At 71.6% G+C, this 16,720-nt stretch carries 16 protein-coding genes; 3 read left to right on the top strand and 13 right to left on the bottom strand.

What is annotated here, in order from left to right; translation table 11 throughout:
* Nucleotides 1-62 precede the first annotated feature (62 nt).
* A complete protein-coding gene (locus tag OH809_RS33945) occupies nt 63-1,361 on the bottom strand; it encodes a glycoside hydrolase family 10 protein (protein WP_406516010.1) in 1,299 nt (432 codons plus the stop codon).
* A 188-nt stretch (nt 1,362-1,549) separates the two neighbouring features.
* Between OH809_RS33945 and OH809_RS33940 the strand changes: the two genes are divergently transcribed.
* Entirely contained in the window at nt 1,550-2,410 is an 861-nt protein-coding gene (locus OH809_RS33940) for a 3-hydroxybutyryl-CoA dehydrogenase (RefSeq protein ID WP_406417798.1), read from the top strand.
* Nucleotides 2,411-2,485: 75 nt separating this feature from the next.
* On the opposite strand, the gene OH809_RS33935 is transcribed toward OH809_RS33940, so the two are convergent.
* The 9 genes from OH809_RS33935 to infC all read right to left on the bottom strand — a co-directional run bounded on the left by OH809_RS33935 (nt 2,486) and on the right by infC (nt 12,529).
* The gene (locus OH809_RS33935; RefSeq protein ID WP_406417800.1) at nt 2,486-3,016 is read right to left on the bottom strand and encodes an NUDIX hydrolase; all 531 of its coding nucleotides are present in this window, start codon (nt 3,014-3,016) and stop codon (nt 2,486-2,488) included.
* 87 nt (nt 3,017-3,103) lie between these two features.
* A complete protein-coding gene (locus tag OH809_RS33930; RefSeq protein ID WP_406516009.1) occupies nt 3,104-4,447 on the bottom strand; it encodes a transcriptional regulator in 1,344 nt (447 codons plus the stop codon).
* A gap of 436 nt (nt 4,448-4,883) precedes the next feature.
* On the bottom strand, nt 4,884-7,397 hold the full coding sequence (pheT, locus tag OH809_RS33925; protein WP_406516008.1) for a phenylalanine--tRNA ligase subunit beta: 2,514 nt from the start codon (nt 7,395-7,397) through the stop codon (nt 4,884-4,886).
* Nucleotides 7,397-8,536 carry a phenylalanine--tRNA ligase subunit alpha gene (gene pheS, locus OH809_RS33920; protein ID WP_406516007.1) on the bottom strand — a complete coding sequence of 380 codons (1,140 nt, stop codon included), beginning with the start codon at nt 8,534-8,536 and terminating at the stop codon, nt 7,397-7,399. The genes pheT and pheS overlap by 1 nt, the downstream gene beginning before the upstream one ends.
* A 199-nt stretch (nt 8,537-8,735) precedes the next feature.
* Nucleotides 8,736-9,911, bottom strand: a complete 1,176-nt coding sequence (locus tag OH809_RS33915; RefSeq protein WP_406417807.1) for an ATP-binding protein — start codon at nt 9,909-9,911, stop codon at nt 8,736-8,738.
* Nucleotides 9,912-10,043: 132 nt separating this feature from the next.
* A complete protein-coding gene (locus OH809_RS33910; protein ID WP_406516006.1) occupies nt 10,044-10,886 on the bottom strand; it encodes a TrmH family RNA methyltransferase in 843 nt (280 codons plus the stop codon).
* 116 nt (nt 10,887-11,002) lie between these two features.
* The gene (gene rplT / locus OH809_RS33905) at nt 11,003-11,386 is read right to left on the bottom strand and encodes a 50S ribosomal protein L20 (protein ID WP_003970214.1); all 384 of its coding nucleotides are present in this window, start codon (nt 11,384-11,386) and stop codon (nt 11,003-11,005) included.
* A 114-nt stretch (nt 11,387-11,500) separates the two neighbouring features.
* Nucleotides 11,501-11,695 carry a 50S ribosomal protein L35 gene (gene rpmI / locus OH809_RS33900; RefSeq protein ID WP_030918579.1) on the bottom strand — a complete coding sequence of 65 codons (195 nt, stop codon included), beginning with the start codon at nt 11,693-11,695 and terminating at the stop codon, nt 11,501-11,503.
* A 120-nt stretch (nt 11,696-11,815) separates the two neighbouring features.
* Nucleotides 11,816-12,529 (bottom strand): translation initiation factor IF-3, encoded by a 714-nt coding sequence (gene infC, locus OH809_RS33895; protein ID WP_384131276.1) that lies wholly within the window; start codon nt 12,527-12,529, stop codon nt 11,816-11,818.
* Nucleotides 12,530-12,870: 341 nt separating this feature from the next.
* Between infC and OH809_RS33890 the strand changes: the two genes are divergently transcribed.
* On the top strand, nt 12,871-13,233 hold the full coding sequence (locus tag OH809_RS33890; protein WP_037700593.1) for a DUF1844 domain-containing protein: 363 nt from the start codon (nt 12,871-12,873) through the stop codon (nt 13,231-13,233).
* A gap of 188 nt (nt 13,234-13,421) precedes the next feature.
* Here the strand turns inward: OH809_RS33890 and OH809_RS33885 are convergent, their stop codons facing one another.
* Nucleotides 13,422-14,195, bottom strand: coding sequence for an SseB family protein (locus OH809_RS33885; protein ID WP_406417809.1), 774 nt, complete (start codon nt 14,193-14,195; stop codon nt 13,422-13,424).
* An 86-nt stretch (nt 14,196-14,281) separates the two neighbouring features.
* On the opposite strand from OH809_RS33885, the gene OH809_RS33880 reads away from it, so the two are divergent.
* Nucleotides 14,282-14,464 (top strand): hypothetical protein, encoded by a 183-nt coding sequence (locus tag OH809_RS33880; RefSeq protein ID WP_406417811.1) that lies wholly within the window; start codon nt 14,282-14,284, stop codon nt 14,462-14,464.
* Between the two features lie 18 nt (nt 14,465-14,482).
* On the opposite strand, the gene mycP is transcribed toward OH809_RS33880, so the two are convergent.
* Together mycP and OH809_RS33870 are read right to left on the bottom strand one after the other, a co-directional pair.
* Nucleotides 14,483-15,679, bottom strand: coding sequence for a type VII secretion-associated serine protease mycosin (mycP, locus tag OH809_RS33875; protein ID WP_406417813.1), 1,197 nt, complete (start codon nt 15,677-15,679; stop codon nt 14,483-14,485).
* Nucleotides 15,676-16,572 (bottom strand): hypothetical protein, encoded by an 897-nt coding sequence (locus OH809_RS33870; protein WP_406516303.1) that lies wholly within the window; start codon nt 16,570-16,572, stop codon nt 15,676-15,678. The genes mycP and OH809_RS33870 overlap by 4 nt, the downstream gene beginning before the upstream one ends.
* Nucleotides 16,573-16,720: the final 148 nt, after the last annotated feature.

The following is a 16,720-nucleotide window of genomic DNA, read 5'->3' as shown; positions in this document are numbered from 1 at the left end:
ACACAGCACCGCCCCGACCGCGCCACCCCTCAGTGCGCCCCCTCCGCCTCGGACCCCTCGGGTCAGCGGGGAGGGCGCACTCTGTTGCGGTAGTGGTCCGTCACGACGCGCGCCATCATGCCGGCCCGGTCGGTGACCACGTCCTTGCCCGAGAAGTAGACATGCCCGCGGACCTGGTCGTAGCGGGCGGCGAGGTCGATGTGGCGCGAGAGCTCGGCCGGGTCCTGCCAGGCGGCGGGCTGGGCGGGGTCACCGCCCTTGTAGAGCGCCTCGCCGACGAAGAGGTCGACGCCCGTGCCCCGTACCACCGCATCCCACCAGGGCAACAGCTTGGCGTAATCGGCGGCGGCGAAGCCGATGTTCCAGTAGATCTGCGGACAGATGTAGTCGATCCAGCCCTTCTTGACCCAGCCTCGGGTGTCGGCATGCAGGTCGTCGTAGGTCTGCACCCCTGCCCTGGTGTTCGAGCCGAGCGGGTCGGTGCTCGCATTGCGCCAGACACCGAACGGACTGATCCCGAACTGGACGTGCTTCTTGATCTTCTTGATCCCCGCGGACATCTCGCGGACCAGCTTGTCGGTGTTGTCGCGGCGCCAGGCGGCCTTGTCCGGGAAGCCCGCGCCGTACTTCGCGTAGGTGGCGTCGTCCGCGAAGATCTGTCCGGCGACCGGGTACGGGTAGAAGTAGTCGTCCCAGTGGACGGCGTCGATGTCGTAGCGGCGGACCGCGTCGAGCATGGCGTCCTGGACGAAGCGGCGCACCTCGGGCAGGCCGGGGTTGTAGTAGAGCTTCCCGCCGTACGGCAGGACCCAGTCGGGGTGCAGCCGCGCCGGGTGGGTGGGCACCAGCCGGGACGGGTCCGTGTGGTTGGCGACCCGGTACGGGTTGAACCAGGCGTGCAGTTCCAGGCCGCGGCGGTGCGCCTCGTGGACGGCGGTGCCCAGCGGGTCCCAGCCGGGGTTCTTCCCCTGGACGCCGGTGAGGTACTGGGCCCACGGCTCGTAGGGGGACGGCCACAGGGCGTCGGCGGTCGGCCGGACCTGCAGGACGACGGCGTTCAGCCGCCGGGCGACGGCCTCGTCGAGGTACGCGATCAGCTCGGCCTGCTGCGCCGCCGCCGTCAGGCCGGGCGCCGAGGGCCAGTCGACGTTGGCGACGGTGGCGACCCACATACCGCGCATCTCGCGCCGGGCGACGCGCGGGAGGCTCACACCCGGCCCGGGCGGCGCACCCGCCCCGGACGGAACCGGCACTTCCCGCGGTACGGCGACGGCCTCGGCCGCACCCGCGACCGAGGCCATCATCCCCGCGACCACCCCGGCCGCACCCGCCACAAAGCCCCTTCGGGCCATTTGCCGCATTTCGTTGCACCTGCCGTCTCTGTGTCCTCGTCCGTCACCCCGGCATCGGGGGTAACGCAGAGCATGCCCGCCCCGGCCCGTCATGACCCGTAGGCCGCGGAGTAACGTCGGGGGGTCGAGGCGGGGACCGGAATCAGACGGGAGCCCGCCGAACGGAGACCAGCGAAAGGCACGAGGTGACGGACTCTATGGCCGACATTGCACGCGTCGGAGTGGTGGGCTGTGGCCAAATGGGCGCAGGCATCGCGGAGGTGTGCGCCCGCAGCGGACTCGACGTCATGGTGGCCGAGACCACCGGCGAGGCGCTGGAGATCGGTCGCACCCGGCTCCACAACTCCCTCTCGAAGGCCGCCGAACGCGGCAAGATCACCGAGGAGGAGCGCGACGAGACACTCGGCCGCCTCAGCTTCACCACCGACCTCGGCGAGTTCGCCGACCGCGATCTCGTGATCGAGGCCGTCGTGGAGAACGAACAGGTCAAGACCGAGATCTTCCAGGTGCTCGACCAGGTGGTGACCCGGAAGGACGCGATCCTCGCCTCCAACACCTCCTCCATCCCGCTGGTGAAGCTGGCTGTGGCGACCTCCCGCCCGGACCAGGTCATCGGCATCCACTTCTTCAACCCGGCCCCGGTGCAGAAGCTCGTCGAGTTGATCCCCGCGCTGACCACGTCCGACGAGACGGTCCGGCGCTCCGAGGCACTGGTGCAGGACGTGCTGGGCAAGCATCCGATCCGCGCCCAGGACCGCTCCGGCTTCGTCGTCAACGCTCTGCTGATCCCGTATCTCCTCTCCGCGATCCGGATGTTCGAGTCGGGTATCGCCAGCCGCGAGGACATCGACAACGGCATGGAGCTCGGCTGCGCCCACCCGATGGGCCCGCTGAAGCTCTCCGACCTCATCGGTCTGGACACCGTGGCCTCGGTCGCCGACTCGATGTACGCCGAGTTCAAGGAACCGCTGTACGCCGCTCCCCCGCTGCTCCAGCGCATGGTCGACGCGGGCCGGCTCGGCCGCAAGACGGGCTCGGGCTTCTACCCGTACTCCTGACCTGCCGGTCGTCGTACCGCCTGCGGGGCCGGCCGGGGACGTCCCGGCCGGCCCCGATCGCGTGGGCTGCGCGCCTCACCCGATCCGTAAGTGATGGAGCATCAGCAGCCCGGCCACCATGTTGGCGGCCGGAATCTCGCCCCGGGCGATCATGTCGGGCACCAGCTTGAGCGGGATCCACTCGCGGCGCGACGACTCGAAATCGTCCTGCGGGGGGCCGGTCCAGGTCGCCTCCTCGGCCCAGTAGAGGTGGTGCCGGGCGTCGGTGAGGCCGTTCGACGGCTCCACGGTCAGCAGCGGCCGCAGCGAGCCCGGGCGCCAGCCGGTCTCCTCCTCCATCTCCCGGGCGGCCGCTGCCTCGATGTCCTCGCCGTCCTCGACCACACCGGCGGCGAGCTCCCAGCCCCAGCTGTCGGTGATGAAGCGGTGCCGCCACAACAGCAGTACCTCGTTGGCCTCGTTGACGACGGTCGCCGCGGCGACGGCCCGGAGCCGGACGAGGTAGTGATCGAGGTGACGGCCGTCTGGAAGAACGACATCCGCCAGATTGACGCGGAACCAGCGGTTCTCATACACAGTTTGTTCGTTCAGATTCGTCCACTGCACAGTTCTGCCACCTTCCGACACGTTGGTGGCAACATGGCAGCAGGAGCAGCGCCGGAGGGGAACGTTCCCGGCGTACGTTCCGTACGTTCACAGCGGTACGCGCAACGCCCCGTCGATCAGCTCGGCGGCCTGTTCCGCGTCGGCGCAGCCGCTCCCGACCAGATCCTCGCGCACCGCCCTCAGCCGGTCCCGCAGCCGCTGCGACTCCATCCCCCGGGCCTGTTCCGCCATCTCCGCGGCCGTGCCCGCCGCCCGGTCCGCCTCCCCCTGCCGCAGCTCGATATGGGTCAGCATGGCCAGCCGGTGCACCCGGCCCCGGTCGTGCGCCGGGGTACTGACCGCCGCCGCGGCGTGCTCCCGAGCCCCCGGCAGATCGCCGAGGCTGAGCAGGGCCTCCGCCACCTGCACATTGACCAGGCCCGGTTCGACGTACCCCGTCTCGTCGGGTTCATGGCCGGGGCGGATGCGCTCGGCCTCGGACTCGGCTCGCCGGATGCACTCCAGGGCGCTGTGGCCGTCGCCGAGGTGTGCGTACGCCTTCGCCTGCATCGCGTACAGATCGGCCGCCAGCGCGGGCGTGATGTGCCGTCCCGCCGCCCGCAGCGCCGCCTCCGCGAAGGCGACGGACTGCCGGTAGTCGGCGAGGAACAGCGACTGGTTGACCAGCAGGGCGATCACATACCCGCCGAGCCCCCGGTCCCCGCTCGCCTTGGCCAGCCGCAGCGCCTGGTGGAAGTAGCGCTGGGCGAGACCGTGCGCGTCGGAGTCGTACGCGCAGATGCCCGCGACGGCCACCAGCCCGCCGGTCGCCCGGTGCAGCCGGCGGCCGGTCGCGTCGTTGTAGCTGCCGCGCAGTAGCGGGGCGGTCTCGGCGTTGAGGAAGCCGACGATGCGGGAACGCGTCGCGATGCCGCCGGCCCTGCGGTACATCAGTTCGTAGTGGGCGCGGGCGGCACGCAGCATCACTATGTCGGCCATGCCGACGCGTGTCGGACCGGCACGGGAGACATCGGCGTCCTCGGGCGGGTTCTCCCACTCCCACACGGGCATCACCGCTGTCGTACCGGTGACGGCGGCCGCGGCGAGGACGTGCGGGCGCTGCTGTTCGTCGGAGCGCCACAACGCGGTGGCCCGCTCGACGAAGCCGGTGAGCGTCGAGCCCGGCACGACCGTGCCCCCGCCGCCGCAGGTCGCCATGCCGATGTCGCCGAGGGAGACCGGTCGGCGCAGCCGGTCGCCGAGCACCTCGCAGATCAGGTCGGGCGCCTGTCCGCGGGGCCGCTGGCCCTTCAACCAGCGGGCCACGGCCGTGTGTTCGTACCGCAGGGACAGTCCGCGGGCACGCCCCGCCTGATTGATGTGCGCGGCAAGACCTGCCCGGGAGACGCCCGCCTCGTCGATGAGGGCTTCGAGCAGGATGTTGGGCTCCATTGCCCCTCCTAAGGCCTGTCGCCCCAGTGGAGCACGTTTCACACGGGGTGTGAACGGAATGCCCGAACCGTCCCGCCGCGCACTCTGGTGCGCCGGGGTACGAATCGGTTGAATCAGTCGCCTCGCAAGAGGCGGCCGGGTCGTCTGCTCCCCCTCGTACAGTTGACGACCCGCACCCGCGTCGTTCGCTCTGCCAACCTGCCCGACACTCCGTGGCAGCGCGGACGACGCCGGATCGCACGACCCACTGCCCACTGATCGGAGGGTGGCTGCGGGTCGGACCGGAACCGGGTTCCCCCGGGCCGGGCCGGGGCCCGCGTGCGGTCCCCCGCCGTTCGGCGAGCACAGAAGGAGGGGGCGTATCCGTTGGCCGGATACGCCCCCTCCTCGCCTTCTGCGGCCGGTTCGGCCGCGATGGCCGGTCGCCGTCGGCGCGCTACGCGCCGCGCAGCACCGCGCCCGTCCGCTCCGCGGCCAGCGCGACCGCCGCGTCGCGGGCGGCCGTGGCCTCGTCGACGGTCAGGGTGCGGTCCGGCGCGCGGAACCGCAGCGCGTACGCCAGGGACTTCCTGCCCTCGCCGATCTGCTCGCCGGTGAACACGTCGAACAGCCGCAGCGATTCGAGGAGTTCACCCGCGCCCTCCCGCAGCGCCTGCTCCACGTCGGCAGCGGGCACGTCCTGCGCGACGATCAGCGCGACGTCCTGGGTCGCCACCGGGAAGGTGGAGATCCGCGGCGCCTGGAGCGCGCCGTCGACGGCCTGCTCCAGGAGGTCGAGGTCGATCTCCATGGCGCAGGTCCGCTCCGGCAGGTGGAGCTCCTTGATGACGCCCGGGTGCAGCTCACCGGCGTGCCCGACGAGGGCCTCCGCCTCGTTCGCCGTGACGAACAGCGCGGCGCAGCGGCCGGGGTGCCACGGCGCGTGCTGGTCGTTGCGGACGGTGAGCTCGACACCCGCCTCGCGGGCGATGGCACGAGCGGCCTCGATGGAGTCCGCCCAGTCCACCGGGCGGCCCTTGCCCCACCAGCCGGCCTGCTCGCGGGCACCCGCGAGAACGACCGCCGCGCGGCGCGGCTGACGCGGCAGCGTGGCGTTCAGCCCGGCGATCTGCTCGTCGCCGGGACGGTGGTCGACGGGCAGCCGTACGGCCGCGGTCTCCTCGCCGGTCGGCCGGAAGACCAGTCCCGTCTCGAAGAGCGCCAGGTCGTGGCTGCCGCGGCCGTCGTTGCGCCGCAGCGCGCCGAGGAGGCCCGGCAGCAGCGTGGTGCGCAGCGCCGGCTCCTCGTCGGAGAGCGGGTTGACGAGCTTGACCGTACGGCGGCGGGCGTCGTCGGCGTCGAATCCGAGCTGGTCCAGCACCGCATCGCCGATGAACGGGTAGTTCAGCGCCTCGACATAGCCGGCTCCGGCGAGCGCCCGGCCGACCCTGCGGTGCAGCCGCTGGCGGTCGGTGAGCCCGCGCCCGGACGGCGGCGTCGGCAGTGTCGACGGGAGGTTCTCGTACCCCTCCAGCCGGATGACCTCTTCGGCGAGGTCGTTCGACTCGCTCAGGTCGGGCCGCCAGGACGGCGCGGTGACCAGGAGCTCGTCCTGCCCGTAGACGTCGCAGCCGACCTGCTGGAGGCGGCGTACGACGGTCTCGCGGCCGTACGCGACACCGGCCACCCGGTCGGGGTGGTCCGCGGGCATCACGATGGTGCGGGGCGCGGACGGAGCCATGACCTCGGTGACGCCGGCCTCGGCGGTGCCGCCCGCGAGCAGCACCAGCAGGTCGACGGTGCGCTGCGCGGCGGCGGCCGCGGCCTGCGGGTCGGCGCCCCGCTCGAAGCGCTTGGACGCCTCGGAGGACAGCCTGTGGCGGCGTGCGGTCCGGGCGATCGAGATCGCGTCGAAGTGCGCGGCCTCGATGACGACCTGGGTGCTGGTGTTCTCACCGTTCTGGGCGTCGGCGATCTCGGTGTTGGCGCCGCCCATGACCCCCGCGAGGCCGATCGGCCCGCGGTTGTCGGTGATGACCAGGTCCTCGGCGTCCAGGACGCGGACCGTGCCGTCGAGCGTGGTGAGCTTCTCGCCCTGCTGGGCGCGGCGCACCCCGATCGGCCCGTCGATACGGGTGCGGTCGTAGGCGTGCAGCGGCTGGCCGAGCTCCAGCATCACGTAGTTGGTGATGTCGACGGTGAGCGAGATCGGGCGCATCCCGGCCTTCTGCAGCCGGCGCTGCATCCAGATCGGGGAACGCGCCTCGGGATCCAGGCCGACGACGGTGCGCGCGGTGAACCGGTCGCAGCCGATCGGGTCGGCCACTTTCACGGGGTAGCCGAACGCGTTCGGCGCGGGCACGTCGAGGAGAGCCGGGTCGCGCAGCGGCAGCCCGTACGCGATGGCGGTCTCACGGGCGACGCCGCGCATCGAGAGGCAGTAGCCGCGGTCGGGAGTGACGGCGATGTCGAGGACCTCGTCGACGAGCTGGAGCAGCTCGATCGCGTCGGTGCCGACCTCGTGCTCCGGCGACAGCACGATGATGCCGTGCGTGCCGTCGTCGCCCATGCCGAGCTCATCGGTGGAGCAGATCATGCCGTGCGAGGTCCGGCCGTACGTCTTGCGTGCGGCGATCGCGAAGTCGCCGGGCAGCACGGCGCCGGGGAGGACCACGACGACCTTGTCGCCGACGGCGAAGTTACGGGCTCCGCAGACGATCTCCTGCGGCTCACCGGTGCCGTTGGCGGAGCCGACGTCGACGGTGCAGAAGCGGATGGGCTTCTTGAAGCCCTCCAGCTCCTCGATGGTCAGTACCTGTCCGACGACCAGGGGGCCCTTGAGGCCGGCGCCGATGTGCTCGACGGTCTCGACCTCCAGACCGACGGCGACGAGCTTGGCCTGTACGTCACGGCCGGTCTCCGTCGCCGGCAGGTCGACGTACTCCCGCAGCCAGGAAAGCGGGACGCGCATCAGATCTCCATCCCGAACGGCCGGGTGAACCGGACGTCACCCTCGACCATGTCTCGCATGTCTTCGACGTTGTGGCGGAACATCAGCATCCGTTCGATGCCGAACCCGAAGGCGAATCCGCTGTACTTCTGGGGGTCGACGCCGCAGGCGATGAGCACCTTGGGGTTGACCATGCCGCAGCCGCCGAGCTCGATCCAGCCCTCGCTGCCGCAGGTGCGGCAGGGGCGGTCCGGGTTGCCGACGGACGTGCCGCGGCAGACGTAGCAGACCATGTCCATCTCGGCGGACGGCTCGGTGAACGGGAAGAAGTTCGGCCGCAGCCGGGTCTTCATCTCCGGGCCGAAGAGCGCCTGGACCATGTGGTCGAGGGTGCCCTTGAGGTCCGCCATGGTGAGGCCCTCATCGACGGCGAGCAGCTCGATCTGGTGGAAGACCGGGGTGTGCGTCGCGTCGAGCTCGTCGGTGCGATAGACCCGCCCGGGGCAGACGACGTAGACGGGCGGCTCACGGTCGAGCAGGGTGCGGGCCTGGACCGGCGAGGTGTGCGTACGCAGCACGATGCCGGACTCGTCGCCCGTGGTCGGCTTCCCGTCGGGCGTGGTGCCCTGGACGAAGAAGGTGTCCTGCATCTGCCGGGCCGGGTGGTCGGGCACGAAGTTCAGGGCGTCGAAGTTGAACCACTCCGCCTCGACCTCGGGGCCCTCCGCGACCTCGTAGCCCATGGCCACGAAGACGTCCGCGACGCGCTCCATGATGGTCGTCAGGGGGTGGCGGGCACCGGCCGGGGTGCGGTCGTACGGCAGCGTGACGTCCACCGCCTCCTCGACCAGCACACGGGCGTCCCGCTCGGTCTCCAGCTCCGCCTGACGGGCGGCGAGGGCCTTGCTCACGGCGCCGCGGGCCTGGCCCACGCGCTTGCCCGCCTCGGCCTTGGCCTGCGGCGGCAGTGCGCCGATCTCCCGGTTGGCGAGGGACAGGGGCGAGGTACCACCGGTGTGCGCGGTCTTCGCCTGGGCGAGCGCGTCGAGGTCGCCCGCGGCGGCGAAGGCGGCGAACGCCTCGTCCCGCATGCGCTCGATCTCTTCCGGTTTCAGTGCCTCGACCTCGACTGGGTCGTACGACTTGTTCGGTGCCGACATCTCTTCCCGTGCTTCCGATTGGCTGGTACTGCTCTTACCGGGGGATACCCCCGGACCCCCGTGGCCCCGCTCGACGACTGGAGGACGCAAAGGTGCCAAAGGTCGAGTCTAAAGGCCACGAGGGGTGGAGGAAGCCCGCGGGCTGCTCAGGCCCTCCCGTCGCCCGCCGCCGCCCTGCCTGATTGCTTCGCAGACTCTCTTATTTCAGAAAGGCCGGAGCCGCCACGGGCAGAATAAATCGGAATTCTGCGCCGCCGCCGGGGCCGCGGCCGACCGTGATCGTGCCGCCGTGCGCCTCGACGATGCCCTTGACGATGTAGAGGCCCAGCCCCGTACCGCCGCGCTTGCTCCCCCGCCAGAAGCGGGTGAAGACGCGGCCCATCGACTCCTCGGGAATGCCGGGGCCTTCGTCGCTCACGGTGACGGCCGTTCCCTTCTCGTCGCTCTTCGCGGGTGCGGGTGCGAGTTCGATGGTGACGGTTCCCTCGCCGTGGCGCACCGCGTTTTCCAGCAGGTTGCCGAGGACCTGGTCGACCTTGTCCGGGTCGGCCCACACTGCGGGCAGCGGCTGCCGGGTGCGGACGAGGAAGCGGTCGGGCGCCTGGCCGTTCGCGGTGAGGGCCTGGATGTGGCGTTCCACGGCGGCGGAGAGATCGACCGGCTGGCGGCGCAGCTCCAGGCGGCCGGAGTCGATCCGGGAGATGTCCAGCAGCTCGGCGATGAGCCGGGTGACGCGGTTGGCGTCGGCGTCGACGGTCTCCAGCATCAGGCGCTTCTGGTCGTCGGTGAACCGTTCCCACTTGGCCAGCAGCGTCGCGGTGAAGCCCTTGACGGAGGTCAGCGGGGAGCGCAGTTCGTGGGCGACGATCGCGATCAGTTCGGCGTGGCTGCGCTCGGTGCGGCGACGGGCCTCGGTGCCGCGCAGACTGATCACCAGCCTGCGTACCGGACCGGTCGGGTACTCACGTACGTACCGGGCGGCGACGAGGACCTCGTGACCGCCGGGAAGCAGCAGGTTCCGCTCGGGCTGGCCGACCCGGGTGGCGAGGCCGCCGTACGGGTCGGTCAGGGCCCACCAGCGTCGGCCCTTGAGGTCCTCGAGCGGCAGTACGTGCTCCAGCGGGCGGCCGAGTGCGGCGGTCCCGGGTACGGCGGTGATCCGGGCGGCCGCCGCGTTGAAGCAGATGACCCGGCCCGTCCTGTCGGCGATGACAAGTCCGTCGGGGAGGTCGTCCGGGTCGATGCCGGATGCGACGGTGTCCTCCGCGGGGCCGTTGCCCTCGCCGTCGGCCGGGGTGCTTCCACCGTCCGGACCCCGGTCGGGGCGCACGCCGACCGCGTGTGTCTCGCGCGGCCCGCTCATGCCGACAGACATATTCCCGTACCCCACCTCTCGAACCGGCGCAGTGGGCCCCCGAGTTCGTCACCCTACTAGTCGTCGGTGACGGAGCGACACCCTGTGGGGGCGCACTGCTGCGGTGCGCCGGTCGGCGGGGTGCGGGGCCGGTCAGCCGGCGGTACGGCGGGAGCGCTGGGCGCGGGCCGAGGCGTACAGGCAGACGGCCGCCGCCGTGGCGAGGTTGAGGCTCTCGGCCTTGCCGTGGATCGGCACCCGGACGACGGCGTCGGCCAGCGCCCGGGTCTCCTCGGGCAGCCCCCACGCCTCGTTGCCGAAGACCCAGGCGGTGGGACCGCCCATGGTGCCCGCGTCGAGCTCGTCGTCTAGGTCGTCGTCGCCCGCGCCGTCGGCGGCGAGGATCCGTACGCCCGCGTCCCGCAGCCCCTGGACGGCCTGCTCGACCGGTACGCCCACGACGACCGGCAGGTGGAAGAGCGAGCCGACCGAGGCACGCACGGACTTGGGGTTGTAGAGGTCGACGGAGGCGTCGGTGAGGACGACGGCGTCGGCGCCCGCGGCGTCGGCACAGCGCAGCACCGTACCGGCGTTCCCGGGGTCGCGTACGTGCGCGAGGACGGCGACGAGGGTGGGCTTCGCGGCGAGGACGGACTCGAACGGCGAGTCGAGGAACCGGCAGACGCCGATGAGTCCCTGTGGGGTGACCGTCTGCGACACATCGGCGAGCGTGTCGCCGTCCGCGAGGTGCACCCGGGCGCCGGCCGCGTGGGCGGCGTCGATGATGTCGGCGTACCGCTCGGCCGCCTCGACGGTGGCGAAGAGCTCCAGCAGGGTCGGCTCACCGTCACTGCCGCGGTGTTCGGCGGCCTCGCGCACGGCCTGCGGCCCCTCGGCGATGAACCGTCGCTCCTTGCCCCGGAAATTGCGCCGGGCGAGGCGCCGGGCGGCGGCGACGCGCGGCGATCGCGGGGAGATCAGTTCGGGGGTGGCCATGGTCGGCAGCGGGCCTCTCTGCGTGCGGAGGTACGGAACAAGGGGTGCAACGCACCGGACCCGCAGACGACGAGCGCCTGCGGGTCCGGCTCAAAAGCCAAGAAGTGTGCCCTGGATCAGGCGGCCTTCGGGGCGTTGACGTCACTCGGGAGGGCCTTCTGGGCAACCTCGACGAGAGCGGCGAACGCGTTGGCGTCGTTGACCGCGAGCTCGGCCAGGATCTTGCGGTCCACCTCGATGTTGGCGGCCTTCAGACCCTGGATGAGGCGGTTGTACGTCATGCCGTTCTGGCGGGCAGCGGCGTTGATGCGCTGGATCCACAGCTGACGGAAGTCGCCCTTGCGCTTCTTGCGGTCGTTGTAGTTGTAGACCAGGGAGTGGGTGACCTGCTCCTTGGCCTTGCGGTACAGGCGCGAGCGCTGACCGCGGTAACCGCTGGCGGCCTCGAGGATTGCCCGGCGCTTCTTGTGGGCGTTGACTGCCCGCTTGACGCGTGCCACTTGTTAACTCCTTGTAGCGGGGCTGGTGTTCACGGTATCGACTCACCCAGCCCGGAAACGAATTGGTCCCGGTGTGATCGAGGTCGCGCCCCCGGATTCACCGGGGGCCGAACCTCACTTGCCGAGAAGCTTCTTGATCTTCTTGGCGTCGGCCGGAGCCACGACGACCGTGCCGGTCAGCGAGCGGGTCTTCTTGGACGACTTGTGCTCGAGCAGGTGGCGCTTGCCGGCCTTCTCACGGAGCACCTTGCCGGAGCCGGTGATCTTGAAGCGCTTGCTGGCACCGCTGTGCGTCTTGTTCTTCGGCATCGCGCCGTTCTCTCCTCGTAAGTGGCGCCCCTCGCGGTGCAGGCACCGGGCAGCAGGGGCGTCAGATCTTGGTGGGGATTCCGAGGGGACCCGGGGCCGCCTGGATGGCGGCCCCTGAGGTCACGCCTCGGAAGGTGTCTCGGCCGAAGCCTCGGGCTGCGCTTCGGCCGGAGCCTCGGCAGCCTCTTCCGCAGCAGCCTCGGCGTCCGGGGTGTAACCCTGACGCTCCGCCTTGCGGGCGGCCTGGGCCTCACGGGCCTCGGCCATGGCTTCGGTCTTCTTCTTGTGCGGGCCCAGAACCATGATCATGTTCCGGCCGTCCTGCTTCGGGTTCGACTCGATGAAGCCGAGTTCCTCGACGTCCGAAGCGAGACGCTGGAGCAGACGGAAGCCGAGCTCAGGGCGGGACTGCTCACGACCACGGAACATGATCGTGATCTTGACCTTGTCGCCCTGCTTGAGGAACCGGACGACGTGACCCTTCTTGGTGTCATAGTCGTGCGGGTCGATCTTCGGCCGGAGCTTCATCTCCTTGATGACCGTGTGCGCCTGATTCTTGCGCGCCTCACGGGCCTTCATGGCCGACTCGTACTTGAACTTCCCGTAGTCCATGAGCTTGCACACGGGCGGACGGGCGGTCGCCGCCACCTCGACCAGGTCGAGGTCGTACTCCTGTGCGAGTTCCAGGGCCTTGGCAAGCGGAACAATCCCGACCTGCTCGCCGCTGGGACCGACAAGTCGCACCTCGGGAACGCGAATCCGGTCGTTGATGCGGGGCTCGGCGCTGATGGATCCTCCTCGGTAGCACCACGCGGCCGCCTGGCGGACAGCCACGTAACGTCTGTTTTGTGAGACCAACCGCACAGGGCCAAGAAAAATGCCCCGACGGGACACAGGCGGGGCTCCTGGAAAACCGGAACACCGCCGCGGTCAACCGCGGGGCGCATCGGGTGGCTCCATCGTCCGTACGGAACGATGGGCGCCACCTGACCGGTGACCTGCCGTCCCGGAGGATGGTCAGGTGGGAGATCGGAGCCTCCACTTGTGGGCCGGGCTCATAGCTGCCCAGCCGGTCGTTACACCAGGCTAGCAGCTCGCCAGGGCAGACGCTAACCGGCTGCCGCAGCCCACTCCCGCAGACGGAGCCGTGCCGGCGTGCGCCTATCGTATGGCGCATGAGTGACGCGACCCCCAGCAGTGAAACCCCCGGCTTCGACGACATGACCCGCGACATCGCAGAGGTCCCCGCGGTCGAGGTGATCGTGACGGTCGCCGTCAACCTGATGAGCGCGGCCGCCGTGAAGCTCGGCCTCACCGAGGACGGCGACGAGCACAAGGACCTCGACGAGGCCCGCAAGCTGGTCCACGCCCTGGCCGGCCTGCTGGACGCGAGCGCCACGGAGATCAGCTCGTTCCACGCGGCGCCGCTGCGGGACGGACTGAAGTCTCTGCAGCTGGCGTTCCGCGAGGCCTCGCTGGTACCGGACGAGCCGGGCCAGGGCCCCGGCGAGAAGTACACCGGCCCCGTCTTCGGCTGAGCCGCCGCCCCTCTCCTCCCCTCCGTACGACCGTGAGCCCCTGCCCGTCCGGGCAGGGGCTCACTGCGTCCCCGCGTCACGCCCTGCTGAACGCCGCACACCCCGGGGCGGGGTGGGTCAGCTGGTCCACCGGAGCCGCGACCACACCGCCGGGGCGGCTGTTCGCGTGCGTCGGGCCGGTCGGGTGATCAGCGTGTGAAGAGGGGCTCACCGGGCGCGATCGTGTCGGCCGGAAGCAGCGCGAGGTCCAGGCCCCGCACCAGCCGTGCCCGCAGGACCTCGTCGGCGGCGAGCGATTCCGCAACCCGGCGGGCCGTATCGGCGGGGGCCGCGTCGGGCGCCAGGACCAGGGCGAGAGTGCCGCCCGACCGTCCCGGGACGAGGTGGGCGCGGAGCACGGCGGGCTCGGCGGCGACCGCGTCGCGTACCGCGGAGGTGACCGCCGGGTCGTCCAGCGGGTCGGCGCTGGTACGGCCCTCGGCAAGGGCGAGCAGCGCGGAGCCGGTCAGTTCGTACGCCACAGGACCGGCGAGGTCGAGCACCACCGTGTCCGCCTTCTCGTGCGCGGCCGCCTGCAGCGCCTGGTGCAGGGGTACGGCGACGGGGCGGGCCTGCGGGTCCCAGCGGGCCAGCGAGGCGGTCGAGGTGAAAGCGGGCAGTGCGCGACGGTCACCGGCCTGGAGGGTGGGGACGGCCATGTCGCTCGTCTTCTCGCGGCGCAGCCCGCCCACCCGTCGCCCACCACCCTTGCCGGGCGCTTCGCGACTGTCCTCCTCGTCCTCCTCCACCTCTCCGAGGACGGCGACGACAGGGATCAGGAGCCTGGCTCCCTTGAGCGCTTCAAGGACGGGGCCGACGGCCGTCCGGTCCTCGGCCCAGGCGGCGAGCGCCGCGGTGAGTGCGGGGTCGGCCGTGCCGTCGTCGTCGGAGTAACGGGGGTCCGGAATGTTCTTCTGCGCCACAGGGCGAGCGTAGTCGGTGCGGTTTCTCACGATGCCCTCAGGTGCGCCACAGCGCTCTGCCAGGTCCTCTTCCCAGCGTCCGCTCCATGCCCCTGTCGATACCGAACATACGTACATCCGCGCTGTCCGCCGCCACGACGGCCGTGGTCCTGCCGGCAGGTTCGGCCGCGGGAGGCGTGTATCCGGTGGGCCGGCTCTCGGAGACCGGCATCGAGCGGGTGGAGTCGGTCGCGAAGGCCGCGGTGAGGGTGCTCGACGAGGCGCGGTGAGCGCGCCCCGGCTCTGCTTCAGCGGCGCACGGAGGGCTTCCTGCCGCGCCACAGCAGTACAGCCAGCGCCAGCAGTACGGCTCCGAGGCCGCCCGCGACCGGGGCGAGCCAGCCGACAGGAGCTCCGTCCTTGTGCTGCGGGGTGGGGCCGGGACCGAAGTACCGCTCGCTGTAGCCGGCCTTCGCGGACGCGGCCGAATCGGCTTTGAGACCGGCCGGGCGGAGCGTGCCGCCCGCCTTGATCGCGGCGGCCGGGTCGACGATGCCGTAGCCGCGGGAGTCGTCGCGGCCGCCCTCGGGTGAGTCGCGCGCGGTGTCCATGAGGAGCTTCTTGACCTGGGCGGGCGACAGCCCCGGGTGGGCGGCCCGCACCAGCGCGACCGCGCCGGAGACGAATGCGGAGGCGGCCGAGGTTCCCCACTCGATGTAGTAGTGACGGTCGGGGGACGGGACGACGATGTCGACGCCGGGGGCGCTGACGGTGGCGTACCAGCGGCGGGTGGAAAACGCCGCATGCGTGCCGTACCGGTCGACGGCGGCGACCGCTATCACACCGGGGTAGGCGGCGGGATACGAGATGTGGTCGCCCTTCTCGCCCCCGTTGCCCGCCGACGCGACGACGACGGCGCCCTTCTTCAGCGCGTACTGGATGGCGGCGTCCTCACCGCCATCGGGGTGTGCGGACTCGCTGTCGTCGCCGAGGGAGAGGTTGATGACGTCGGCGCCGTGGTCGGCGGCCCAGCGGATGCCGTCGGACAGGGCCGTACCGCGGGACTCGCGGGCCTTGGCGCGGGACGGATCGGAGGCTTCGAGGATCACCCGGACCGGAAGGATCTTCGCCTCGGGGGCGATGCCGAGCACCCCGTCACCGCGGCCGACGCCGTGACCGCGGCCCGCGATGATGCCGGCCATCGCGGTGCCGTGCCGAGCCCAGGAACGGTCGCCGCGCCGGGCGCCGAAACCGATCATGTCCTTGCCGGGCAGCACCTGGCCCGCCAGGTCGGGGAGGCTGTCGTCGACCCCGGTGTCGACGACGGCGACGGTGATCCCCTTGCCTCTGGTGGTCTGCCAGGCCCGGTCGGTGTCGAGCGCCTGGAGGCCCCACTGCTGGGGTCGGATCGTGTCCGCGCGGGCGGGGACGGCGGGCAGCAGCGCGAACGCGGTGGCGGCGCAGACCGCGCCGAGTGCGCGGCGGTGGCGGCGTCGGCTGCTCATCGCGGCTTCTCCGAGAGGTCGGTGACGGTCCGGCGCAGCCCGCGCTCGATCCGGTCGGCGATGCCCTTGGCCTCATGACCGAGACCCGCCTGCGCCACGGCCGTCGTGGAGTCCGCGGCCAGCGCCTTGGCGACGGGCTGCGGGTCGGTGACCGTACGCCCGTCGGCGAAGCCGGAGACGGCGAACACGACGACGGGTACCTCGGTCAGCACATGGACGGTCCAGGTGGCGCGCTGCCTGTCGCCGAACCCGGCGGCAGCGGTGCCCTTGACGGCGTACGTACGGGGCATGAGGTCGGTGCGGGTGTCGAGGCGCTGGTCGGTGAAGCGGGTGCTCAGCGCCCTCATCGCGTCGGTTCCGCCCTCGGTGAAGACCATGCCGACCGTGGTGACGCTGCTGGACGTGGCGTCGGCGTACGTGGCTCGCAGCAGCCGTTCGCAGCCGACCGGTCGGAGCGTCTTGAGGAGCAGGGGGTCGAGCCCGCTCGTGCAGCCGCTGTCCGGGGCGACGCCGATCCGGGTCCAGACCCGGTCCGCGCCGCCGGGACCCGCGCCTTCTCCCTTGAGGGTGCGCGGGAAAAGGGTGTCCACGGGGATGTCACGCCAGGCGGTTCGGCCGGTGACGTACGGGTCACGGGCGCCGGGATCGGCCGAGGATTCGCTGGTGAGACAGGCCCCGGTGACCGCGCCGCCGATCAGCCCGAGCCCGAGCACGACACAGGCCGCGGCGGCCGCGGCCCTGGCCGGTTGACGGGTGGGGACGGGGCGCAGCCGGGTGGTCGTCTCGGCCGGCGTTTCGGGAGCGGGGTACGGGCGGTGGCCGTGGGGGTACGGGACATGGCCGCCCGGGTACGGCGGGGGCGGTACCGCGCCGGGCCGCGGTGTGAGATCCACGGCACCGACCGGCCGACGGCGGGTCGCGGCGGGCGGCGCCTCGGGGCGGGGCGGAGGGGGTGCGTGGGCAGGGCTGGGGGCGGCGATCGGGCTCACGGGACGGAGCCGGGTGGTCGTCTCCACGGGCCTCTGCTCCGGGACCGGGCTC

The sequence above is a fragment of the Streptomyces sp. NBC_00873 genome, assembly GCF_045207415.1.
Lineage (GTDB): Bacteria > Actinomycetota > Actinomycetes > Streptomycetales > Streptomycetaceae > Streptomyces.
This window is presented reverse-complemented; position numbering and strand designations above follow the sequence as displayed.